Source organism: Streptomyces sp. NBRC 109706, from assembly GCF_000974485.1.
Lineage (GTDB): Bacteria > Actinomycetota > Actinomycetes > Streptomycetales > Streptomycetaceae > Streptomyces.
On the sequence record NZ_BBOM01000005.1, the window covers coordinates 1154397 to 1177634 of the forward strand.

21 protein-coding genes are annotated in these 23238 nt (G+C 70.7%); 8 read left to right on the forward strand and 13 right to left on the reverse strand.

Going from position 1 to position 23238, the window contains the following annotated elements; translation table 11 throughout:
* Positions 1-54: 54 nt before the first annotated feature.
* The gene (locus tag AOM46_RS10130) at positions 55-1044 is read right to left on the reverse strand and encodes a bifunctional lytic transglycosylase/C40 family peptidase (protein WP_062208377.1); all 990 of its coding nucleotides are present in this window, start codon (positions 1042-1044) and stop codon (positions 55-57) included.
* A gap of 294 nt (positions 1045-1338) precedes the next feature.
* Between AOM46_RS10130 and AOM46_RS10135 the strand changes: the two genes are divergently transcribed.
* Positions 1339-1647, forward strand: coding sequence for a hypothetical protein (locus AOM46_RS10135; protein WP_062208380.1), 309 nt, complete (start codon positions 1339-1341; stop codon positions 1645-1647).
* Between the two features lie 25 nt (positions 1648-1672).
* A complete protein-coding gene (locus AOM46_RS10140; protein WP_062208383.1) occupies positions 1673-2827 on the forward strand; it encodes a sorbosone dehydrogenase family protein in 1155 nt (384 codons plus the stop codon).
* 10 nt (positions 2828-2837) lie between these two features.
* Here AOM46_RS10140 and mqnP read toward each other — a convergent pair whose 3' ends face one another.
* Both mqnP and AOM46_RS10150 read right to left on the reverse strand, forming a co-directional pair.
* A complete protein-coding gene (mqnP, locus tag AOM46_RS10145; protein ID WP_370592675.1) occupies positions 2838-3752 on the reverse strand; it encodes a menaquinone biosynthesis prenyltransferase MqnP in 915 nt (304 codons plus the stop codon).
* Positions 3740-5191 carry a menaquinone biosynthesis decarboxylase gene (locus AOM46_RS10150; protein ID WP_062208389.1) on the reverse strand — a complete coding sequence of 484 codons (1452 nt, stop codon included), beginning with the start codon at positions 5189-5191 and terminating at the stop codon, positions 3740-3742. Before AOM46_RS10150 ends, mqnP begins: the two co-directional genes overlap by 13 nt.
* 85 nt (positions 5192-5276) lie before the next feature.
* Between AOM46_RS10150 and AOM46_RS10155 the strand changes: the two genes are divergently transcribed.
* Entirely contained in the window at positions 5277-5699 is a 423-nt protein-coding gene (locus AOM46_RS10155; protein WP_062208392.1) for a PLD nuclease N-terminal domain-containing protein, read from the forward strand.
* A gap of 33 nt (positions 5700-5732) precedes the next feature.
* Here the strand turns inward: AOM46_RS10155 and AOM46_RS10160 are convergent, their stop codons facing one another.
* The 9 genes from AOM46_RS10160 to hemL all read right to left on the reverse strand — a co-directional run bounded on the left by AOM46_RS10160 (position 5733) and on the right by hemL (position 15174).
* A complete protein-coding gene (locus AOM46_RS10160; RefSeq protein WP_062208395.1) occupies positions 5733-6578 on the reverse strand; it encodes a M23 family metallopeptidase in 846 nt (281 codons plus the stop codon).
* A gap of 184 nt (positions 6579-6762) precedes the next feature.
* Positions 6763-7269: a helix-turn-helix domain-containing protein gene (locus tag AOM46_RS10165; protein ID WP_062208398.1), complete on the reverse strand. Its 507-nt coding sequence runs from the start codon at positions 7267-7269 to the stop codon at positions 6763-6765.
* A 118-nt stretch (positions 7270-7387) separates the two neighbouring features.
* Positions 7388-8116, reverse strand: a complete 729-nt coding sequence (locus AOM46_RS10170; RefSeq protein WP_062208401.1) for a M23 family metallopeptidase — start codon at positions 8114-8116, stop codon at positions 7388-7390.
* A 457-nt stretch (positions 8117-8573) separates the two neighbouring features.
* Positions 8574-9665: a c-type cytochrome biogenesis protein CcsB gene (ccsB, locus tag AOM46_RS10175; protein WP_062208404.1), complete on the reverse strand. Its 1092-nt coding sequence runs from the start codon at positions 9663-9665 to the stop codon at positions 8574-8576.
* The gene (locus AOM46_RS10180) at positions 9662-11656 is read right to left on the reverse strand and encodes a cytochrome c biogenesis protein ResB (protein ID WP_067226025.1); all 1995 of its coding nucleotides are present in this window, start codon (positions 11654-11656) and stop codon (positions 9662-9664) included. Before AOM46_RS10180 ends, ccsB begins: the two co-directional genes overlap by 4 nt.
* Before the next feature lie 4 nt (positions 11657-11660).
* Positions 11661-12404 (reverse strand): cytochrome c biogenesis CcdA family protein, encoded by a 744-nt coding sequence (locus AOM46_RS10185; protein WP_062208407.1) that lies wholly within the window; start codon positions 12402-12404, stop codon positions 11661-11663.
* 6 nt (positions 12405-12410) lie between these two features.
* Complete coding sequence (locus AOM46_RS10190) at positions 12411-12995, reverse strand: TlpA disulfide reductase family protein (protein WP_062208410.1); 585 nt, start codon at positions 12993-12995, stop codon at positions 12411-12413.
* A 90-nt stretch (positions 12996-13085) separates the two neighbouring features.
* Entirely contained in the window at positions 13086-13772 is a 687-nt protein-coding gene (locus AOM46_RS10195; RefSeq protein ID WP_107080026.1) for a histidine phosphatase family protein, read from the reverse strand.
* 79 nt (positions 13773-13851) lie between these two features.
* Entirely contained in the window at positions 13852-15174 is a 1323-nt protein-coding gene (gene hemL / locus AOM46_RS10200; RefSeq protein WP_078856651.1) for a glutamate-1-semialdehyde 2,1-aminomutase, read from the reverse strand.
* 118 nt (positions 15175-15292) lie between these two features.
* On the opposite strand from hemL, the gene AOM46_RS10205 reads away from it, so the two are divergent.
* From AOM46_RS10205 to AOM46_RS10220, 4 genes are all read left to right on the forward strand, one after another.
* The gene (locus AOM46_RS10205) at positions 15293-15865 is read left to right on the forward strand and encodes a hypothetical protein (protein ID WP_078856652.1); all 573 of its coding nucleotides are present in this window, start codon (positions 15293-15295) and stop codon (positions 15863-15865) included.
* Positions 15866-16081: 216 nt separating this feature from the next.
* Complete coding sequence (locus tag AOM46_RS10210; protein WP_062208416.1) at positions 16082-16813, forward strand: hypothetical protein; 732 nt, start codon at positions 16082-16084, stop codon at positions 16811-16813.
* Between the two features lie 147 nt (positions 16814-16960).
* Positions 16961-17776 (forward strand): DUF3558 domain-containing protein, encoded by an 816-nt coding sequence (locus AOM46_RS10215; RefSeq protein WP_158920353.1) that lies wholly within the window; start codon positions 16961-16963, stop codon positions 17774-17776.
* A 121-nt stretch (positions 17777-17897) separates the two neighbouring features.
* Entirely contained in the window at positions 17898-19250 is a 1353-nt protein-coding gene (locus AOM46_RS10220) for a DUF2637 domain-containing protein (protein WP_078856653.1), read from the forward strand.
* Positions 19251-19807: 557 nt separating this feature from the next.
* Here the strand turns inward: AOM46_RS10220 and lysS are convergent.
* The gene (gene lysS, locus AOM46_RS10225) at positions 19808-21520 is read right to left on the reverse strand and encodes a lysine--tRNA ligase (protein WP_199823952.1); all 1713 of its coding nucleotides are present in this window, start codon (positions 21518-21520) and stop codon (positions 19808-19810) included.
* A 486-nt stretch (positions 21521-22006) separates the two neighbouring features.
* Between lysS and AOM46_RS10230 the strand changes: the two genes are divergently transcribed.
* Positions 22007-23215 carry a S8 family peptidase gene (locus AOM46_RS10230; protein WP_234313703.1) on the forward strand — a complete coding sequence of 403 codons (1209 nt, stop codon included), beginning with the start codon at positions 22007-22009 and terminating at the stop codon, positions 23213-23215.
* Positions 23216-23238: the final 23 nt, after the last annotated feature.

Here is a 23238-nt window from a genome sequence, read left to right on the forward strand (position 1 = left end):
TATACGAACGCCAACTGGCCCGTCAGCAGCTGGTTTTTCGTCGGCGGACCGGCCTCATGCGTCGGTGGGGCGGGTGGCGCCGAAGTAGTCGGGGGAGTCGATCGGGTCGAAGCGGATGGTGGCTCCGGTATAGGGCGCGTTGATCATGTAGCCGCCGCCGACATAGATCCCGACATGGTGAATGCTCCGGGAGTCGGTCAGATCGGTGGCGAAGAAGACCAGGTCGCCGGGGAGCAGTTGGTCCCGGGTGGGGTGCGGCCCGGCGATCCACTGGTCGTTGGCCACCCGGGGCAGTTCGATGCCCACGGACTCGTATGCGGCCTTGGTCAGTCCGGAGCAGTCGAATCTTCCGTCGTCCTCGGGGGTGCCGTCGCCGCCCCAGAGATAGGGCGTGCCCAGGTGCTCCTGGGCGAAGGACACGGCGCCGGCGGCCTGTTCCAGCGGCGGAAGCCGTTCGTCCTCGGGCGGCGCGGTGAAGCTGGCCTCCGCGCCACGGATGATCCGCACATAGTTCTGCGTCTCCTCGTACGGCGGCACCCCGTTGTACTGGATCACCGCGTACGGCCCGGCGTTGTAGGCGGCCAGCATGTTGTCCACCGGGTCGCCCGGCACATCCCGCACATAGCCGGCCAGCGCGCAGTCATAGGCGGCGGCGGACGGAATGGCGTCCTCCGGGTCCCAGACATTGGCCACCCCGTCGCCGTTGGCGTCCAGTCCGTGGGTGGCCCAGGTGCCGGGGATGAACTGGGCTATGCCCTGGGCCGCCGCATGGCTCTCGGCGTCCGTCCGCCAGCCGCTCTCCTGGTTGAGCTGCGCGGCCAGGATCGCGGGGGACAGCTCGGGGCAGGTGTTGCCCCACTGCTGCACCAGGTCCTCGTACTCCGGCGGGACGGTGTTCCGCGCCAACTGGCCGTCCCCGCCGCCCGGTCGGCCGGCGCCGCCGAACAGGTCGGCCGCCGCGCCATAGACGCCGATCACCAGAAAGCCGACGAAGAGCAGCATGATGCCGAAGCCGGCACCCACCAGCATCACGACCCGCCGCATCGCCCGCCCCCTCCGTCCAGGAACCGACCAGCCGCCGGACGCGGTTCGCCGGCTCTCCGAAGATGGTGGCATGTGACCGGGGTTCACCGTCGAGTCCCGGGACTGGTTCTGGACATCGCGGACGGGAACGGGCCCTGATCGGTCGCCGATCGGCGCCGTCCGGCGGCGAAATCCGGCCAAAGAGTGGGCACTCGGCACGGTGAGCGTTCGTCACCTTACGGGACACGCTGTCGGTGGGCCGTGGCACAATCCGATGAGGAGGGGACAAGAGAGCGAGTGAGGCGGTGAGTTCGAATGCTCCTAGCGGCCGAAGAAGACGACATCACCAACATCATCGGCGGAATCGCGCCCGATTGGGGCCCTTTCTCCGCTGTTGGCACCGAGGCCAGGACGCTGATCCAGGTCATCATGGCGCTGGCCATCCTGATCTGCATGGGCATCGCCATCTGGGGCGCCGCCAAGCAACGGATCGGGTCCACCGCGATGCGGGACAGCTTCAGCGCCGAGCAGGGCAAGGGGCTGATCGTCGCCGGGCTGACGGGAATCTTCATCATCGGTTCCCTGGGCACGCTGTTCACCATCATCTATGGCATGGCCATCTGACGGTCCGGGGAAGGAACGGCGGCCGATGCGTGAACGGGGCGCCCGTCAACGGCTGTTGAGGCGTGCGTTGGTCGCGATGGCACTGGGCGGCACCCTCCTCGCCGGCTGCGCCGGCGGCCCGGCGGCCAACCGCGCCGGGCTGGACCACTCCGACAACGAGGACGAGGCATCCCCGACGGGGAGCCAGAGCCCGGGTGTCGAGGAGGACAACGAGTCTCCGACCGAGTCCGCGCCCGAGGACCCGCCGAATCTGCCGACGGCCGAGCCCAACGTTTCGTTGGATCCGGGCACGGCCATCCCAGCCGTGCCCGACGCCTGCTGCCTGGCCGCCTTCCCGAACGGCGACCTGCTGGTCGGCACGACGGGGGGCAACCTCAGCCGGGTGACGGAGCAGGGCGACATCACCGACGTGGGCCAGCTTCAGGGCGCCCTGACCGAACTGCTCGCCCTGGCGATCCCCCCCGACGACGAACCCGACACGTTGTACGCCTACTACGCGGGCGCCAGCAGCAGCAGCGTGGCCGCCTATGGCTATGACCCGACCGAGCCGGACGGCGCCCAGGTCAACAGCACGAACCAGCAGATCGTGCGGTATCTGCCCCACGCCGACAGCCGCAGCGGCGGGGCGCTGACCTTCGGCCCCGAGGACGGTCTGCTCTATGTGGGCATAGGCGACGCGGGCAATGCCGAGCTGGCCACCAGCCCGACATCCGGCGCCGGCAAGATCCTGCGGATCGAGCAGAACACCCCCCTTCCAGTGGACGGAGGGAACATCGCCACCGAATCCCTCGTGCACTCCAGTGGCCATGGCGACATTCGCGGCCTGGCCTGGGACGACGTGAATAGGCTCTGGTCGGTCGAGGTCGATCCGGACGGTGTTACGGAGGTCAACGCCGTGATTCCGCAGGCGCGTTACGACGAGGAGGCGCCGAAGCACTCCTGGGAGGCGAGCGAGGTCGATCCGGTGGGTCTGGCCTATGGCGCCGTCTCGCTCTGGGTGCCCTCCCGAGGCCAGGGCCTGTGGCGGCTGCCGCTGGATCTGAGCGCCGCCGAGGTCAGCGGCGCCCCGCAACTGCTGGCCGACGATCTGACCGCGCCGACCGCCGTGCTCCCCGACGCGAGTGACGGCCCGCTCCGCGTTCTGATCGGTGACGTCGTCCAGCCGTACGGGATCAGCTGACCATCGGTGGTCACCCCGTGAGGCCGCGCGCGATCAGGTCGGCCAGGGCGAAGCTGAACAGCGCGATGCCCACAAAGCCGTTGACGGTGAAGAAGGCCCGGTTGACGCGGCTGAGGTCGTCGGGGTGGACGATGGAGTGCTCGTAGACGAAGGCCGCCGCGACCACGGCAAGGCCCACCCACAGCAGCGGTCCCGCGTCGGTGGCCAGCGCGTACCAGGCGAACAGCAGCGTGGTCACCAGATGGCAGAGCCGGGCGCCGAGCAGCGCGCCGCCGATGCCGAAGCGGGCCGGGACGGAACGCACGCCGCCCGCCCGGTCGGCGGCGACGTCCTGGCAGGCGTAGATCAGGTCGAAGCCGCCGATCCACAGGCCGACGGCCGCGCCGAGCAGCACCGCGTCCCAGGACCAGGCGCCGGTCACCGCGAGCCAGCCGCCGACCGGGCCCATGGCCTGGGCCAGGCCCAGGATGGCGTGCGGAAAGTCGGTGAACCGTTTGCCGTAGGGGTAGACCACCATGGGCACCACGGCGAGCGGCGCCAGCGCCAGGCAGAGCGGGTTGAGCAGGGCGGCCGCGCCCAGGAAGACGGCCAGCGCGATCCCCGCCCCCACCCAGGCGGTCCGCACCGAAACCGCCCCGGTGACCAGCTCACGGCCCGCGGTGCGCGGGTTACGCGCGTCAATCTCCCGGTCGATGATCCGGTTGGCCGCCATGGCGAAGGTGCGCAGGCCCACCATGGCGATGGTCACCAGCAGCAACGTCAGCCAGTGCACGGTGCCGTCGTCGAGGAACATCGCGGTCAGGGCGGCCATATAGCCGAACGGCAACGCGAAGACCGAGTGTTCGATCATCACCAGTCGAAGAAACGCCCGCACCGGACCGGAATCGGGCCGTTCCGCTCTCGCCGCGACCGTCACAGCCCGTATTCCTTCCAACGCCGGGTGACCCGCTCGGCGACATCCGGGTCGGAAACGATCATCTCCGGCCAGCCACCGTCCCTGGTGTACCCCTCCTCCGGCCATTTGGCCGTGGCGTCGATGCCCGCCTTGCCGCCCCAGAACTGCTGGTAGGAGGCGTGGTCCAGATGGTCGACCGGCCCCTCGGTCAGCAGCACGTCGCGCGCGTAGTCGACATTGCCCAGCGCGCGCCAGGCGACCTCCTGGAGATCGTGCACATCGCAGTCGGCGTCCACCACGATGACCAGCTTGGTCAGCGACATCATGTGCGCACCCCACACCGCCGACATCACCTTCTGTGCGTGTTTGGGGTACTTCTTGTCGATCGAGATGATCGCGCAGTTGTGGAATCCGCCGCTCTCCGGCAGGTGGTAGTCGACCACATCCGGGATGATCACCTTCAGCAGCGGCAGGAAGAAACGTTCGGTGGCCCGGGCGAGCGGTCCGTCCTCCGTCGGCGGGCGGCCCACCACGATCGACTGGAAGATCGGCTTCCGACGCATGGTGACGCAGTCGATGGTGAGCGCGGGGAACGGCTCCTGCGGCGTGTAGAAGCCGGTGTGGTCGCCGTAGGGGCCCTCGGGCAGGGTCTCGCCCGGCGTCAGCCATCCCTCCAGCACCACTTCCGCCTGCGCCGGCACCTGGAGCGGCACCGTCTCGCAGTCCACCAGTTCGACCCGCTTTCCGCCGACGAAACCGGCGAACAGGTACTCGTCGATATCCCCGGGAAGGGGCGCGGTGGCCGCATAGGTGACGGCGGGGGGGCAGCCGAAGGCGATGGCCACCGGAAGGCGCTCGCCGCGCCGCGCCGCGACCTGGTAGTGATTGCGGCTGTCCTTGTGGATCTGCCAGTGCATTCCGATGGTGCGCCGGTCATGCCGCTGCAGCCGATAGAGGCCGAGATTGCGCACCCCGGATTCGGGGTCCTTGGTGTGGGTGAGGCCCAGGTTGAAGAACGAGCCACCGTCCTTCGGCCAGGTGAACAGGGCGGGCAGCCGGTCGAGATCGACCTGGTCGCCACGGAGCACGACTTCCCGCACCGGGCCGTTCTTGACCTTCTTCGGCGGCACATGGGTCATCGAGGAGAGTTTGCCGAACGCCTCACGAAATCCGACAAAGCCCTGCGGCAGCTCGGGTTTGAGCAGGCCGCCGATCGACTCGCTGATGTCCTCGTAGGACTTCAGACCGAGCGCCTTGAGCAGCCTGCGGTCGGTGCCGTAGACGTTCATCGCCAGCGGCAGGTCCGAGCCTTTGACGTTCTCGAAGAGGAGCGCGGGACCGCCGGCCTTGTTGACCCGGTCCGTGATCTCGCCCACTTCGAGATGGGGATCGACCTCGGCTTTGACCCGCTTGAGGTCGCCGTCCTTCTCCAGGGCCTTGAGCAGAGCACGAAGGTCGTCGTATGCCATGGGCCTCAGTATTCCGGACGCATTACCCTGGGCCTTAGTCAGGGGCCGCACCGAGGCCCAAGCCATCGTGTCCAGGGGGACTACCATGCTGCGGGTGCTGATGTTTCTGGTACCGCTGGCCCTGGCCATCTACGCCCTGGTGGACTGCATCAGCGCCAAGGACGACGAGGTGCGCCATCTGCCCAAGCTGGTCTGGCTGGCGCTGATCGTGCTGGCCTGGGTGATCGGCCCGCTCGCCTGGATCCTGGTGGGCCGCAAGCGGGGCACCGCGGGTGTCGGCGGCCGCCGAGGGGGCGCAGGCTGGGTCGCCCCCGACGACAACCCCGAGTTTCTGCGCTCCCTGAACGACGAGCAGCGGGCGGCTCGCGACGAGCAGGACAAGGAGCTGCTGGAGAACTGGGAAGAGGATCTCCGTCGGCGCGAGGAGGAGCTGCGCCAGCGCGGCGACGGCGACGACGGCCCCGGCGCGCCGCCCGAGCCCCCGGCGGGCGGCGGCGGCAAGAGCTGACGCCCTCCCCACCGCACCGCCCCAGCGGGTCGCTCAGGCCACTGAGCGGCCCGTTTCTGTTGCCGCCGCGTCGTCCCGGCCGGGTGGCTCCGGAACGGTGAACGTCTCCTTCGCCGCCGGTACGCCCACACCGTGCCAGCGGAACGGGAGGCCGTCGGCGACATCAGGGTCGGGGTGGTCCATCAGCTGGAAGTGCAGATGCGGCTCCGACGAGTTGCCGGAGTTCCCGCAGCGGGCCACCGGCTGGCCGGCGCGCACGCGCTCGCCGGGGCGCACGGCGAGCGATCCGCGCCGCAGATGGGCGTAGAGGGCATACGTTCCCCCGCCGAGATCCAGGATCAGATGGTTGCCGATCACCCGTCCGGGGCCGCGCATGTCCCGCAGCAGCCCCTCGACCAGCAGGAAGAGAAACGCCGGGTAGGAGTTTCGGCTGAGATGGTCCCGCTGGCCGTCGGCGGCGCGCACCACGACCCCGTCGGCGACGGCGAGCACCGGCGCGTCGAACGCGGGGAAGTCCGTGTTGCGCCGGGCCGGCGGCCACCAGCCGACGGTGGGCCGGGCGGTCGCGGACGCCGGGGCCCTGGCCGCCGACTCGGCGACCACATCGATGGCGTGGCTCTGCCCATAGGCCCGCGTCCCGTGGCTGGGCACCCGGTCCGCCGGGCTGTTGAGCGCCGACCAGCGCCCGGCCACCGGCGCCGCCGTCGCCAGCGGCGGGGCCTCCTCGCCTCTGTCGCGCCGCGCCAGCGACATGGCGCCCAGCTGGCCGAGCAGGGCGCCGGCGATCAGCAGCCAGCCGCCGAGCATCGGCAGTCCGGCCAGCAGATCCAGCAGAAGGTAGGAGACAAAGGCCGCCCAACAGGTGCGGTAGACCACCATCAGGCTCTTCCGCGCCGTCCTGGGCGGTCGCGTCTCGACGGCCCAGGACGGATCGTGCGTCGGGGGCCTCGGGTCGTGTGTCGGGTCGTGTGTCGGGTGCTTCCGCCGCTTGGGCATCGTCGCCATCTCCCTCGCCGGCCGCTCCTGGACGAGCGGTTCTGTTCCTTGCCGGGTCCGCTGCCCCTCAGGGGCCGGCGGCGGTGAGCACCACCAGCAGCGGCACCACCCGCACCGGGGGCACCGTCCAGCGGCCCCGGCCGGCCGAGGTCAGCCAGCCGGCCGCCGACAGCTGGCGGAGGTGGTGGTAGATCTGCCCCGTGGTACCGAGGTCGGGTAGTTCGGCCAGCTCGCCGGCGGTGCGGCGGCCGGCGACGATCTCCCGCAGCAGGCGCATCCGTACCGGATGCCCCAGCGCGGCCAGGGCATCGGCCGCCGGCGACCAGTCCCCGTCGAGCAGGGCCTCCAGGGGCTGCCCGTACTGCCACTCGTAGTGCTCGCCCGTGGGCAGCGTGACCGAGCCGGTGAAGAGCACTCCCCCGTCGGGCGCCTCATCGGCCAGCCTGGCCTTGAGTGCCTCAAGCGCCCAGAAGTCGCCGCCCGCCGGCTCGTCCCCGCCGGCCGGCGCCTCGGCCCGCCGCTCCAGCTCGGCCAGCCGCCGTTCCAGCGCGTCGACCCGTTCCTCCAGATCCATGCCGGGAGATTACGTAATTACGTAACTCCTGTCAACGGGGCAAGGGGAAGGCCCCGGACGCGGAGGGCGTCCGGGGCCTTCGGGTGCTGCGGGGTGCCGCCGCGTGTCACCGGGTGGGTCACACCTTGGCGTCCTCGCCGCGCAGGAACTCCATCGGGTCGATGGCGGTGCCGTAGTCGGCGCTGGTGCGGACCTCGAAGTGCAGGTGCGGGCCACTGCTGTTACCGGTGTTACCGGAGAGGGCGATCTTCTCGCCGGTCTCGACCTCGTCACCCACGGCCACATCCACCTCGGAGAGGTGCGCGTACTGGGTGAAGGTGCCGTCGGTGTGCTCGATCACCACGGCGTTACCGTAGGCCGGGCCGTCGCCGGCGCCGTTGCCGCCGGCCTTCACCACGGTGCCCTCGTGCACCGAGTTCACCTCGGTGCCGCTCGGGACGGCGAAGTCCTGACCGCTGTGCTTGGCGGCCCAGCGGTCACCGGCGTTGCCATAGGTGGCCGACAGCTCGTAGTCGTCCGAGATCGGGGAGACCCAGGCGTCCGGGTCGTTGGTGACGTCCTCGTTCTCGGCGTCCTCGGCGTTCTTACCCTCGTCGCCCTTGTCGGCGTTCTTCGCGGCGTCGTCCTGCTTCGCGACGGCGGTCGCCTCGCCCGTGGTGGGGCCATGGCCGGTCGAGGCCAGCTCCGACACGGTGTGCGCGGCGTAGACCTCGGCGGGGTTGCCATCGGCCGCCACCGCCGCGCCCGTGAGCACGACCGACGCGGCGAGACCGGCGGCCGCGACAGTGGCGACACGGGTGCTCGGACGGAGGTTCTCGCGGATGCGGTGCGTGGTGATCTTCGGCATGAGTAGTCCACCTCGGTAAATCGGGGATATCCGGACAAATCGACCGAACGAGCTTCATTGATACCCGGCCGTTCGGGGCCTGACAACCCCCCCTCCTACGAGCCGCCCTCGTAACCGGAAAGGCGGTCCAACGGCCCTTTACAGCCCACCGCGGAAACCGTTTCGGACGGCCCCGGCGACCGTTCTTCGCCCGCCCGCCGAGGGGCGTCCCGGCCCACCGGCACAGGGCGGGGCCGGCACGACGGGGCGCCGCGCTTTCCGAAAGTCCACGGGCGCCGGGACGCAGGTCATGGACGGCCGGGACGAAAGTCCCCGGCCCTTTGTCCTTTCCCGCTCCTATCGGCGCTCGTAGGGCCGGATCGGCCTGTGGCGGGCGTCACGATCCAGCGCATGAAAAGCGCCCGGGAGGCCACCGAAAACGGTGGTCCCCCGGGCGCTCTGGCACCCGGAGCGGGGGCTACACCCCGCCGTATGCGTGCAGGCTGTTGAAGAAGATGTTCACTCCGTAGTAGTTCACCAGGAAGCAGAGGAAGCCGACGATCGCCAGATAGGCCGCCTTCCTCCCCTTCCAGCCGACCGTGGCCCTGGCGTGCAGATAGCAGGCGTAGGCGATCCAGGTGATGAAGGCCCAGGTCTCCTTGGGGTCCCAGTCCCAGTAGCGGCCCCAGGCGCTCTCGGCCCAGATCGCGCCGGCCACGATGGCGAACGTCCACAGCGGGAAGACCGCCGCGTTGACCCGGTAGGCGAACTTGTCCAGGGTGACCGAGGACGGCAGCCGCCCCAGCACCGAAACGGTCCGCTTCCGCATCGGGGTGCCGGCCACCAGCTTGGCCTCGTAGCGGTCCCTGAGCAGGAAGAGCACGCTGGACAGCGCCCCGACATAGAGCAGCCCGCCGCAGATGATCGCCAGCGGGACATGGATCCACATCCAGATCGAGTCCAGCGCCGGGACCAGCTGCTGGGTCTCGGTGTAGAGGACGGTCACGGCCAGCCCGAGATCGGCCAGCACCGTGCCCACCAGGGGCAGCCCCATCCACCGCACCCGGCGGCTGGTCAGCAGAAAGCCGAGGAACGCGGCCACGACCACCATGGAGAAGGCCGTGGAGAACTCGTACATGTTGCCCCAGGGCCCGCGTTGCACGGAGAGTGCCCTGGTGATCACGGCACCGAGGTGCAGCAGGAACGCCAGCGTGGTCAGCGAGACGGCGATCCGGCCGTACATGTCGCCCTGCTCGCTGCCGCCGGAGGCGCCGGGGCCGTCCGGCAGCTCGTCCCGCGCCGGGGTCGAGGAGCGGGTGACGATCTTGGGCCGCTCCAGCACCTCGGTGCCGCCCTTGGTCCGCACCACGACGGTCGGGCCGCCGCGGGCGGACGCCTCCTCGGCGTCCCGTTCGGGGAGCAGCGCGGCCGAGGTGCGGGCCACCTTGCTGCGCCCGCCGAGGATCCACTCGGTCACATAGGCCAGAAAGGCCAGGGCGTAGATGGCCATCGCCGTGTAGACCAGCACATTGCTGACATCGGCTAGACCCTCGTCTGCGGCGAGCATCATGGGCGCGCTCCTTCAGCGGCTTCGGGCGATGCGGAGTCGGGTTCGTCGTCGTCCCGGCGTTCGGGTCGGTCGTCCCGGGACGCGTCGGTCTCGGATGCGTCGGTCTCGGGTTTGTGGTCCTCGGATTCGTGGTCCTGGGCGTCGGGGTCGGGGTCCGGGCCGTCCTGCTCCCGGCTCCGCTCCTCGTCCGCCACCGGTGGTGCCTCCGGCTGCAGCTCGACCGCCAGATCGCCCAGTTCCTCGGGGATCCGGGCGGACTCGGTGCGGCCCAGCGAGGCCATCTCCACCACCGTCACCCCGTCGTCCCCGGTCCTGGCCCGCACCCACACCCGGCGGCGCTGCAGGAAGAGGGAGCCGGTCAGGCCGAGGATCGCGGCCAGCGAGCCGACCAGCGCCCAGCTGTTGCCCTCCCGGGTGGTGACCTGGAAGGTGGCCCAGTTCTCGAAGCCCTCGAAGGTGAGGGTGCCCCGGCCGCCCGGGAGGTCGATGGAGTCCCCGGGCAGCAGATCGAAGCGGAACAGATCCCCCTCGCCGTCCTCCAGCTGCTCCATGTTGTCGGTGTTCAGCTGGTAGACGTTCTGCGGGATGCCGGAGGAGACGCCCAGATCGCCCTCGAACGCGTTGAGGGTGAGCACCGGGTAGTCGGGCTCGGGGAACGTCGAGTGCGGGCCGCGTACCTCGTCGATGTTGTACGTCGGGTTGAAGAAGCCCTGGAAGCCCAGCTGGGTGCGCTCGCCGTCGGGGCCCACATAGTCGCTGACCTTGATCACGCCGACCGAGGTGAACCCGGCGTCCTGCGGCAGGAACGGGACGGGCGCGCTGAACGCCGTGTTGCCCTGGCCGTCGGTCACGGTGATCACCGGCGCGTAGCCGTGCCCCAGCAGGCGCACCCGGGAGTCGCCGACCTTCAGCGGGTTGTTGACGGTGATGACGCCGGGCTTCTCGGTGCCGTCGGCGGTCCAGTAGGTGACGTCGGCCCTGAAGTCGGTCGGGGTGCCGATGTCGACGCTGTCCCTGCTGTACCGGTAGTCGAAGTCGTCGAGGGTGAAGCCGAACCGCTCCAGATCGTTCACGTCGAAGAACTGGCCGGAGGAGAAGTCGTCGTACTGCGGCAGCGCGTTGGAGAACCCGCTGCCCTCGACCACCAGCTTGCCGCCCTCGGAGTGGTACAGCTGGCCCCGCGCGAAGGCCAACAGCATCACGATCAGCGCCACATGGAAGAGCAGGTTCCCGGCCTCGCGCAGATAGCCCTTCTCGGCGGCCACCTGGCCCTCATGGCCCGGCTGATCCGCCAGATCGGTGCGGAACCGCCTCCTGCGCAACCGCGCGCGGGCGGCGTCCAGCACCTGCTGGGGCGGGGTCGCGGTGCGCCAGGTGGTGTACGCCGGCATTCGGTCGAGGCGCCGGGGGGCGCGCGGCGGACGGCCGCGCAACTGGCCGACGAACTGCCAACTGCGCGGCAGGATGCAGCCGATCAGCGAGATGAACAGCAGCAGATAGATCGCGGAGAACCAGACCGAGGAGTAGACCTCGAAGAGCTGCACCCGGTCGTAGAAGTCCCCGAGGCCGGGGTTGTTCTCCCTGAACTCCTGCACCGCCATCGCGTCGACCCGCTCCTGCGGGATCAGCGAGCCGGGCACCGAGGCCAGCGCCAGCAGGAAGAGCAGCAGCAGCGCCACCCGCATCGAGGTCAGCTGGCGCCAGAACCAACGCCCCCAACCGACCAGCTCGCGCGCCGTCCACCGCAGCGCGCCGCCCGCGCCGGGGGCGCGCACGCCGCCGAACGAGCCGGGCACGGCGGTGCCGCCCGTCGGCTCCGCCTCGTCGAGGGGCGCGGTGGACAGGCCGACCGCGGCCGAGACCTCGTCGCCACGGTCCTCGGCCCGCTGCTCGGGCACCTCGCGCCCGCCCGAGGCGTCGGGTTCCGCCGGCTCGCCGCCCTCGCCGCGCTCGGTCGCGACGCCTGTGCGGGAAGCGCCTTCGTCGGTCATAGGGTCAGACTCCCGGGGTGAACTGGACGCTCCAGATCTGCATTTCGTAAACCATCCGATCCCAGGCGCCCGTGACCAGCAGCACCCCGGTGACCATCAGCATCGCGCCGCCGAGCCGCATCACCCAGCGGTAGTGCCGCTTGACCCAGCCGAACGCGCCCAGCATCCGGCGGAAGGCGAGGGCCGCCGCGATGAACGGCAACCCCAGTCCAAGACAGTAGGCGAAGGCGAGGAGCGCACCGCGGCCGGCCGTCGCCTCGTTGATCGCCAGCATGTTGACGGCCGCCAGCGTCGGGCCGACACAGGGCACCCAGCCGACGCCGAAGACCACGCCCAGCATGGGCGCGCCGGCCAGCCCTATCCCCGGCCGCACGGGCAGTCGGTACTCCCGCTTGGTCAGCCAGGGCAGCGCACCGATGAAGAACAGACCCAGAAGTATGGTGAGCACACCGGCGACCCGGCTGATCGTCTCCCGGTGTTCCAGCAGCGTGAACCCGAAGCTGCCGAAGAGGGCGCCGCCCGAGACGAAGACCGCCGTGAAGCCCAGCACGAAGAGCGAGGCGCCCAGAAACATCCGGCCCCGCTTCTGCTCGGCCAGATCGGCGCCGCCGGCTCCCGTGACATAGGACAGATAGCCGGGCACCAACGGCAGCACACAGGGCGAGAAGAACGACACCAACCCGCCGAACACCGCGACCGGCAGCGCCAACAGCAGCGCCCCGCTCAGTACCGTCTCGTTGTGGCCCATGCCGGGTCAGCTCTCCGCGATCACCGGGTCGAGCGCCTCGCGCAGTTCCTCCTCGGTGACCGCCTTGAGCAGCCGGACGGCGATCCGGCCCTCCCGGTCCACGATCAACGTCGAGGGAACGGCCTGCGGGTTGAGGCTGCCCTTGGGGAACTGGAGCAGCGTCCTGCCGTTCGGATCGTAGATGCTCGGGTACGGCACCTCGTGGTTCTCCTCGAAGGCGAGCGCGTTCTCCACCGACGGATCCCTGAGGTTGATCCCGATGAACTGCACGCCCTGGTCCGCCGTGTCCTCGGCGACGGCCACCAGATTCTTGGCCTCCGCGATGCACGGCGCACACCAGGCGCCCCACACATTGAGGACCAGCACCTGGCCCTCGTAGTCCGAGACGTTCAACTCCTCGCCCTGCAGCGTCTCACCGGACAGCTCCGGCAGCGACTGTCGCTCGGCGACCGGCACGGTCGTGACCTGGCCCGTGCCCTGGACGATGTTGCTGTCGCCGCCGGACGGGCCGGCCGATTCACCGGAACACGCGGTCAGGGCCAGCAGGCCGACGACGGCCACGACCCCCTTGACAACCCGGAGCTGGATCATGTGAAAAGTTTCCCATGCGTCCCTGAACGATCTTTGGCGCCCCCCTCATCCCCAACCGTCCCGGAGTTCCGGGGGCCGCGGGCCCGCCCGTCAGGCGCCGAACGCCTTGCTCCCGTTCGCCCCCTTGACCCGCTTCGCGCCCGACCGCAGATGCACCGGCACCAGATCGAGCGCCGGCTCGGTGTAGGTGACGGAGACGATCTCGTCCCCCTCGAAGGTGAAGCTGGTCAACGAGGCCAGCGTGCACTGCCGGTTGCGCGGGTCGTGCCACAGCCGACGGCGCTCCACCCAGCCGCGGAGCGTCCAGATCGGCAGCTGATGGCTGACGCAGAGCGCCTCGTGCCCACGCGCGGCGTCCCGCGCCGCGTCCAACGCGCCCTTCATCCGCACCGCCTGGTCCACATAGGGCTCGCCCCAGGACGGGCGGAACGGGTTGCGCAGCAGACGCCAGTTGGCCGGCCGGCGCAGCGCGCCGTCCCCGATGCCGAAGGTCTTGCCCTCGAACGCGTTGGCCGCCTCGATCAGCCGCCCGTCGGTGGCGACCGGAACATCCAACGCCTCTGCGATCGGCGCGGCCGTCTCCTGCGCCCGCTCCAGCGGGGACGCCACCACATGGACGATGTCCCGTTCGGCGACCCGCTCCGCGACCCGTTCGGCCATCCGCCGGCCCAACTCCGAGAGGTGGTAGCCGGGCAGCCGTCCGTAGAGCACACCCTCCGGGTTCTCCACCTCGCCGTGCCGCATCACATGCACGGTCGTCCGCTCGCTGCTGCTCATCGCTCCGCTCACTGTCTCGCCGTGTCCGGCGGGGTCGATATCCGTACGCGCCGCGCCCCCCGGGGGAGCAGGCCACGCCTCATGCCGGAACCTCGGCCGCGGCGGCGGCGCGCGCCGCGGCCGGCAGCGCCTCGAAGATCCGCTCCAGCGCCCGCTCGTCGTGCGCGGTGGAGACGAACCACGCCTCGAAGGCGGACGGCGGCAGATAGACGCCGCGCTCCAGCATGGTGTGGAAGAAGGCGGTGTACCGGTGGGTCTCCTGCGCCTTGGCCGAGGCGAAGTCGGTGACCTCCGCGTCCGTGAAGAACACCGAGAACATGTTGCCCGCCGCGCTCACCCGGTGCGCCACCCCCGCCTCGGCGAGCGCCGCACCGGCCGCCTCGCGCAGCCGCGCGGCGGTGGCGTCCAACGTGGCGTAGGCGGCGTCGTCCAGCAGCCTGAGCTGGGCAAGCCCGGCGGCCGTCGCCACCGGATTCCCCGAGAGGGTGCCGGCCTGGTAGACCGGGCCCGAGGGGGCCAGCTTGTCCATCACATCCGCCCGGCCGCCGAACGCCGCCGCCGGGAAGCCGCCGCCCATCACCTTGCCGAAGGTCAACAGATCGGCCTCGACGCCCTCCACCCCGTACCAGCCCTGCCGGCTGATCCGGAAGCCCGTCATCACCTCGTCGGAGATCAGCAGCGCGCCATGGCTCCGACACAGCTCCTTGAGGCCCGCGTTGAAACCGGGCGCCGGCGGCACCACGCCCATGTTGCCCGGCACGGCCTCGGTGATCACACAGGCGATCTCCGCCGGATGCGCCTCGAACGCGGCCCGCACCGCGCCCAGATCGTTGTACGGGAGCACCAGTGTCTCGCCGGCCTGGGCGCCCGTCACCCCCGGGGTGTCCGGCAGCCCGAACGTCGCGACGCCGGAGCCGGCGGAGGCCAACAGGGCGTCCACATGGCCGTGGTAGCAGCCGGCGAACTTGATCACCTTGGCCCGGCCGGTGAAGCCACGGGCCAGCCGGAGCGCCGACATCGTCGCCTCCGTCCCCGAGGAGACCAGCCGCACCCGCTCGACGGGGCCGATCCGCGCCACGATCTCCTCGGCCAGCTCGACCTCGCCCGGCGTCGGGGTGCCGAACGAGGTGCCGCGCCCGACGGCTGCCCGCACCGCGTCCAGCACCGCCGGATGGGAATGGCCGAGGATCATCGGCCCCCAGGAGCACACCAGATCGACATACTCCCTCCCATCGGCGTCGGTGAGGTAAGGACCTTCGCCAGACACCATGAAACGGGGCGTACCGCCCACGGCACCGAAAGCGCGCACCGGAGAGTTCACGCCACCGGGGGTGACACTGGCCGCACGGTCATAGAGCGTCTGCGAGACTGGGGCTTCGATGGATCGGGTCACGCCGTCCATGGTGACATCAGCACCTCACAGCTCGGTGTCAGGGCGTTTCACAGCCGCCTGAGGGGGGAGGTGTCTGAAACGATGATCGGGTTTGTGCGGCGGGGGTCGCGAGTAGTCAGGTGGTGACATGCAACGCGGTGGCGAAATCGGCGAGGGAACCGGGGACCTCGGGCCCGAGCCCTCACCACGAGCCCGTTCCCGCCGTGGCCGACACCGCCGCAAGACGGACAACGGCGAGCTGGAGTTCCGCGGCCGAGGCAGCCGGATGTCCGTGACCTACAAGTACTTCGGCGCCCCCGACGGCGCCACCGCGGCCCGCGTCCCGCTGTCCATGCGGCCGGAGGAGCTGGGCGGCGACGAGCTGGGCCAGGGCATGTTCACCCGGATCAAGCCGGAGACCATGGCCGCCATGGTGCTCACCGGCATCGAGGGGATACCGCTGCACCGCGTTCCCCCGCTGGAGCTGGTGGTGCTGCACCCCGACTACGCGGTGGTGAAGTTGCCCACCACGGTGGTGGATCCGCTGCGCGGCATCGGCGACGAAACGGTGGGCGCCGCCGCGTTCATCTGGTCCACGGTCCCCGACCGCAGCGGCCCCAACGACGCGTTCGGCGTCTATCGGCTGCTGAACGAATGGCAGGACTTCTCCCGCCGCCTCCACGAGGCCGGCCACCAGCCGTACTGCCTGGTCTGGCCGTAGGCCCTGTTCGGCGGGATCACCCACCACGCCCGTGCCGAGGCGAGGCGCTGTCCCGACGGTCCTTCGCCGGCTCCCCCGGCTCCCGGGCTCAGCCGTCGCTTGTCCGTGCGTTACCCGTTTGGCGGTCGCCTGCGATAGACATGACCCCTGCGAACGTGGACCAGCCGGCGGAGGACCGAAGCGGGCCGAGGCCGAGGGGTCGAGAGGGAGGCCAGGGTGCAGGGCAGGGCGAGGGCCGCGGGCGCGGCGCTGGCGGTCGCGCTGATACTCGGCGCCGGCGCCTGTGCCGCCGATATCGGCGGCACCGAGGACACCGGCGGGTCCGACCCGTCCGACGGCGCCAGGAACCAGGCCCAGCAGGGGCGCTACTCCGGTCTCCCCGAGCCCTGCGGCTCGGTCCGCCAGGAGACCCTCGCCGAACTCATGCCCGACGCCGACCCCGAGGTCTACGCGGGCGATCCGCTCGCCACCTATGACACCGGCCGCCGCGTCGGCTGCGAATGGCGCAACACCGACGGCGCGGACTCCCAACGGCTGACCGTCGACTTTCTGCGCGTGATCTCGTACCAATCCGAGGTGAGCGACGACGATCAGGCGGAGTTCGACTTCGAGACCCGCGCGGAAGAGTTCGGACTCACCCTCGGCGAGGACGCCGACCAGACCGACGAGGACGGTGCCAACGCCCTCTCCCCCGACCTGGGCGGAAGGCCGGCAAGCGCCAGACAGCTTGATGGCATTGGTCACGTCGCTTTTCTCGATGACCGTTTGACCAGCAGTGATGCCACAAGCCGACGGGATGTGACGCTCGCCTTCCGCAACGCGAACGTTATCGTCACCGTTGTGTACAGCGTCGCGACCATCCAGCCGGACGCCGCGCCCGACAGCTCGGAGTCCCAGCAGCACGCCGAGACCGTGGCCCGACAGCTCGCCGCCGGTCTGGACGGCTGACGCAGCCGCGCCATCCGGGTCCCGGCCTTCGGCGGGCGTACCGTGGCGAGGCAGCGGCCGGCCCACGGCCACCACGACGGCCGGCCCACGGCTCGGGCAACTGGCGAGCTCAAGCAACTGGTGACAGGTAACGGGAGCGAAGAACCCATGGTCCGTAAAGCCTCGCGACGCGTTGTCCGACTGACGGCACTGGCCGCCGTGCCCGTGCTGCTCGCCGTCGGCTGCTCCTCCTCGTCCGACGATTCCGGATCCGAGGAGGACAACGCGCCCCAGTCCGCGGCGCCGACCCCCGAGCCGGTCAGGTTCGCCGAGCTGCCCGAGCCCTGCTCCCTGCTGAGCGGCGACACCGTCGAGAACGTGGTCCCCGAGGCCGACCCCGAGAACGGCCAGGCGCTGGAGTCCAGCAACACCTCGGCCTCGGCCGCCTGCCTGTGGAGCGGCCTGGACGAGTACCAGTTCCGTTCGCTCACCGTCTCGCTGCGCCGCTTCGACTCCGATCCGGCCGTGGGCAGCGGCGACGAGCGGGCCGGCGCCTACCTCCAGCAGATGGTGGACGAGATCACCGGCGACGAGGACAACCACGAGCCGACCGCCGAGGAACTGCCGGAAACGGGCGACGAGGCGGTCTCCATCGCCTATGCGGTCACCAAGGAGGCCGACGGCGACGAGCATGACTACCGCCAGCAGCGCGTGGTCGTTCGCACGGGCAACGCCGTGGTCACCGTCGACTACTCGGGCGCCGGCTTCCAGGGCGACGATCTGCCCGGCGCCGGCGGCATCAAGGAGGCCGCCGACATCACCGCCCAGGAGGTCGTCACCAACCTGGACGCCGGCGCCGCCGACGAAGGCGCCGACGGCGCGGACGGTGCCGACGGCGCGGATGATGAAGACGGTGGGGATGGTGGAGACGGCGCGGATGGCGGGGACGGCGAATCCGGCGAGGACGGCAAGAGCGACTCCTGAGCGGGCCATCCCGGGTGGGTCGCCCGGGAGTTGGCGGCGGTCGGCGCGTACATGACCTAGGTCATATGCCAGGCTGGGGCCGACACCGACCCCGCCGCCGACCCCTGGGGAGGCACCACCAGTGGCCGCGATCAAGCTGACCCGCGCACATCGCATCCTGGTCAGCATCGTGCTGGCCGGAGCCGTCGTCATCGCCACCATCGGCTTCGTCGGCTCCTACGCCGCCGTCCGCGACCTCGCGGAACGGAAGGGTTTCGGCGAGTTCGCCCCCTTCTTCCCCATCGGCGTCGACGCCGGCATCGTCGTCCTGCTCTCCCTCGACCTGCTGCTGACCTGGCTGCGCATCCCCTTCCCCCTGCTACGCCAGTGCGCCTGGCTGCTGACGGCGGCCACCATCGCCTTCAACGGCGCCTCGGCCTGGGGCGACCCGCTGGGCGTCGGCATGCACGCGATCATTCCGGTGCTCTTTGTGATCACCGTCGAGGCCGCGCGCCATGCCATCGGACGGGTGGCCGACATCACGGCCGACCGTCATATGGAGGGCGTCCGGATGTGGCGGTGGTTCCTCTCCCCGATCCCCACCTTCCGGCTCTGGCGCCGGATGAAGCTCTGGGAACTGCGCTCCTACCAGGAGGTCATCGCGATGGAGCGGGACCGGCTGGTCTACCAGGCGCAGTTGCGTGCCGAGTACGGGCGCGCATGGCGCCGCCGCGCGCCGGTTGAGGCCAGGATGCCGCTCAAACTCGCGCGCTATGGCGTCCCGTTGCGCGACACCGCGGCAACCGGACTGGCGGCGGCCCGCGCGCCTCTCGCGGTGGAACGACGCGAGGGGACCGAGCCGGACGCCGGCCGGGCGCCGGACACGGAGGAGGCGGGCGTCACAACGGGCACCGCCGGCATCGGGTCCGGCATCGGGTCCGGCATCGAAACGGGGGTGCCGGCGGCCGCGGGGCCGGCCGGGCCGGCGGTCGAGCGCGAGCCGGCCGAGCGCGGGGCGCGGGAGGTGGCGGCGGCGCCGGTCGCGCCCACGGAACCGGTGGCGACGCCGGCGGCAGAGCGGACTCCCGTACGCGAGACCTGGATCGCGCCCGAGATGGAAGAGCCCGAGCCGGCCTACCGCGAGTTGGACGATCTGGTGGGCGCGGCGGCGCCCGCCTCCCAGGAGGCCGCCGTGACGGTGCCGGTCGCCCCGGGCCGCCGACGCGCCCTGGGCAACGCTCCGACGGCCCCGGTGGAGCCATCGACGGACCGTCTTCCCGAGGGTGCCCAGCAGAGCGAACCCCTCTATGACGCCTATCGGCAGTACATACTCGAACAGGGCGATTTCCCCAACGCCCGTCAGCTGTCCCGCTTTCTGCACGAACGATTCGCCATCACCGACAGCGACGGGACTCTGTTGAGCGAGCAGTACCTCCGCCCCTTCACCCGTGGCTTCCGCGAGCGCTACAACGCCGAGATGGGGACGGGCGTCTGATCCGACGTCCGTCACGGCTGAGCCGGGGGATTCCCTCGTGTGGGTGATGACAGAGGGTAGCGGCATGGCGCAGAGTTGGCACTGTCAGTAATCGCCGATGGGCGTCGGCTCCGCCGCCCGAGGAGAGTGCCATGTCCCCTCAGCCGCTTCCCCGATCCACGCCGACTCCGCCCATCCGCCGGGCCCCGTCTCACCCGGCGGCCCACACCTTCGCTGCGCCGGCCGTGTCCCCGTCGCTGGTCCTGGTCCTCGCGCCGGTTCTGGCGTTGCCCCTCGCGCTGGTCCTGGCCCTGTCGCTGTCGCTGCTGGTGCCCGCTCTGCTGGCGGCGCTTCTGCTGGCGGCGGCTCCGGCGCAGCTTGCTCCGCCGGCCCCCGCTCTCACCCTCGCCCTCGGGATGGCGGCGGTTGTGGCGATTGCCCTCGCGATGGGGCCGGTCCCCGCCCGGGGCATCGCCCGGCGCCGCGTTCCCCGCCTCAGCCGGGCGGGGGCGCGGCGGCGTGCGCGGCCGGCCGCCGTTCCGGGGCCGGTCCGCGCCTCAGGCGCGCGGCGCCCGTGGTCAGCCGCCGAGCAGCCGGCGCACGCGGTCCGCGCCGACGGCCAGCAGCAGCGTGGGCAGCCGGGGGCCCGTCTCGGTCCCGATCAACAGCCGGTACAGCAGAGCGAAGAAGCCCCGCTGGGCCACCTTGAGTTCGGGGGTCGGCTTCGCGTCCGGCGGCAGCCCGGCCCGCACCTTGGGCACGCCATAGAGGAGGGTGGTGAGGCCGTCCAACGACCAGTGGCTGTCCAGGCCGTCCAACAGCAGTTGCAGCGACGCCCGTTGCTCCTCTTCGAGCGAGGCCAACAGCTCCGCGTCGGGCTCCTGCCGCACCCAGGTGCGCTGTTCGGTCGGCAGCTGGGTCTCCACCCACCGCGCGGCCTTGTCGAGCCGGGGGCGCACCTCCGCCAACGAACGCACGGGCTGCTCCGGGTCCACCTCGCTCAGGATGCGGAGCGTCTGCTCCTCGTCCCCGGTGGTGATGTCCAGCACGGAGGCAAGCATCCGATAGGGCAACGGCCGCTCGGTGGTGGGGAGTTCGCCGCTGGCCGTGCGCACGGCGCGGCTGTGGGCGGCCGCGTCGGCCGGCTGCGCGGTGCCGGCGGCCACCCGGCGGGCCAACGCGTCGAACTCGTCGTAGGTGCGCTGGATCTCCCCGTCGAAGGCGATCTTGAACGACTGGTTGGGCCGGCGCCTGGCATAGAGCCAGCGCAGCAGCGGCGCCTCCATGATCTCCAACGCCTCGGCGGGGATGGGCACCCCGCCCTTGGAGCTGGACATCTTCGCCATCCCGCTGATGCCGACGAAGGCGTACATGGGCCCGATCGGCTGGAGTCCGCCGAAGATCTCGGAGACCAGCTGACCACCCACCACCCAGGAGGAGCCGGGAGAGTGGTGGTCGACCCCGGCGGGCTCGAAGATCACACCCTCGTAGGCCCAGCGCATGGGCCAGTCGACCTTCCAGACCAGCTTCCCCCGGTTGAACTCGGAGAGCTTGACGCTCTCCTCGTGGCCGCAGTCGCAGACATACCGCAGCTCGGTGCTCTCGTCGTCGTAGGCGGTCACGGTGGTGGTGTCCCGGCCGCAGACGCCGCAGTACGGCTTGTACGGGTAGTAGCCGGCGCCGCCCGCTCCGCCGTCGTCCTCGGTCGCGGCCCCCGAGCCCTCGGCGGCCGCCCGCTCCGCCTCGTCCTCGCTGGCGTCGACGGCGGCCTCCTGGGAGGTCTTGCCCTTGGTCCGGTAGCGCTCCAACACCGCGTCGATCCGCCGGCGCTCGCGCATCGCGAAGAGGATCTGCTCGCGGTAGGCGCCCGAGGTGTACTGCTCGGTCTGGCTGATCTCCCGGACCTCGATGCCCATCGCGTCGAACGCGGCCCGCAGCGGCGCCTTGAAGTGCTCGGCCCAGCTGGCGTAGGGGCTGCCGGCGGGCGGGGGGACGGCGGTGAGCGGGCGGCCGATGTGCTCCTGCCAGCTCTCGTCGACCCCGGGCACCCCGGCCGGCACCTTGCGGAAGCGGTCGTAGTCGTCCCAGGAGACCAGGTGGACGCAGGGCACCCCACGCCGCTTGATCTCGTCGGCGACCAGATGCGGCACCATGACCTCGCGGAGGTTCCCCAGGTGGATCGGGCCCGATGGACTGAGCCCGGACGCGCAGACGACGGGTTTGCCGGGGGCACGACGCTCCGCCTCGGCGATGACCTCGTCAGCGAGTCGGGAGACCCAGTCGGTCTCCATGGGGGTCTGGGCCACGGCTGGCACTTCTCCTTCTGGCGGTTGACGACCGAGCCATTGTTTCACCTCGAAAACCGTCCCCCGCACCCCGTTACACGGCACCCCGTCGCGCCGCGTCCCTCGCCGGCGGCACCACCCGCCCCGTCACTCACCGCGCCGAGGGCGGCCTCCTCCCCGGATCGTCCCGGCGGGCTCCGCCCGAGGCGTCACCCTCCGTCTCCGTCTAACGTGCCTCCCCTCCACAACTCACGTCCGTCTACGCGCATTTCGCCCTTTTCTGAGCGTTCCCGCCTGAAGCCACGCGCTAGCTTTTACAGTCACATGACAAAAAAGTTTCTTACACCGAGGCCCCCTTGCCCAATTCCTCTTGGTGGACGAACCTTTCGAGCTGACAGGTGATGAGCGAAGAACGAGCTGTCATGCTCACACCCGTTACTCAGAGCACTTCCCCCACACTGTTCGCGCTTCACCTCTGAGGAGGACCCCTCAATGGCAGGGATGCGTATCACCCGCACCACAGCCGTCGCCGCGACAGCCGCGCTTGGCCTCGGCGCCAGCGTGCTGCTGCCCACCATGGCCTCGGCCAACGACACCACGGTCGACGCCACCGCCGTCATCGCCAACGCCGGCGCCGAAGGCACGGTCGACAACAGCTATCTGGTGGTGCTCGACGAGAGCTCGATCCGGGCCGAATCGGCCGGCGCCGAGGCGCTCGCCGACCGGTACGACGCCGAGATCACCAGCACCTACGACACGGTGTTCAACGGCCTCGCGATCACCGCGACCGAGGAGCAGGCGGTGGCCCTGGCCGCCGACCCGGCCGTCTCCGAGGTCGTCCAGAACCAGACGTTCACCATCGCGGAGACCCAGTCCCCCGTCCCCTCCTGGGGTCTGGACCGGCTGGACCAGCCGTCTCTGCCGCTGGACGACTCCTACACCTACCCCGACCACGGCGGCGAGGGTGTGACGGCCTACATCCTCGACACCGGCATCCACTACACCCACGAGGACTTCGAGGGCCGGGCCGAGTTCGGCTTCGACGCCTTCGGCGGGGACGGCAGTGACGGCCAGGGCCACGGCACCCATGTCGCCGGCACGGTCGGCGGCGCCGAGTACGGCGTGGCCAAGAACGTCACCCTGGTCTCGGTGAAGGTCCTCGACGACAGCGGCTCCGGCACCACCCAGACCGTGGTCGACGGCATCGAGTGGGTCACCGAGAACGCCACCGGCCCGTCCGTGGCCAACATGAGCCTGGGTGGCGGCGCCGACAGCGTGCTCGACGCGGCCGTCAGCGAGTCCATCGCCGCCGGCATCCCCTACGCCATCGCCGCCGGCAACGACTACGGCGCGGACGCGGACAACTACTCGCCCGCCCGTGTCCCCGAGGCCATCACCGTCGCCGCCAGCAGCGACGACGACAGCTCCGCCTTCTTCACCAACATCGGTTCGGTGGTGGACATCTACGCTCCCGGCGAGGCCATAACCTCGGCCTGGAACACCGGCGACACCGCCGAGAACACCATCTCCGGCACCTCCATGGCGGCCCCGCACGTGGCCGGCGTGGCCGCGCTGGTGCTGGCCGACGACACCAGCGCCACCCCGGACGACGTGCTGGCCTCGATCCAGGCCGCCGCCGCGGCTGACGCCGTCTCCAACCCGGGCGCCGCCACCACGGCCGACCTGCTCCAGGTGGGCTGACCCCACCGGGCCGAGCGCCCGGG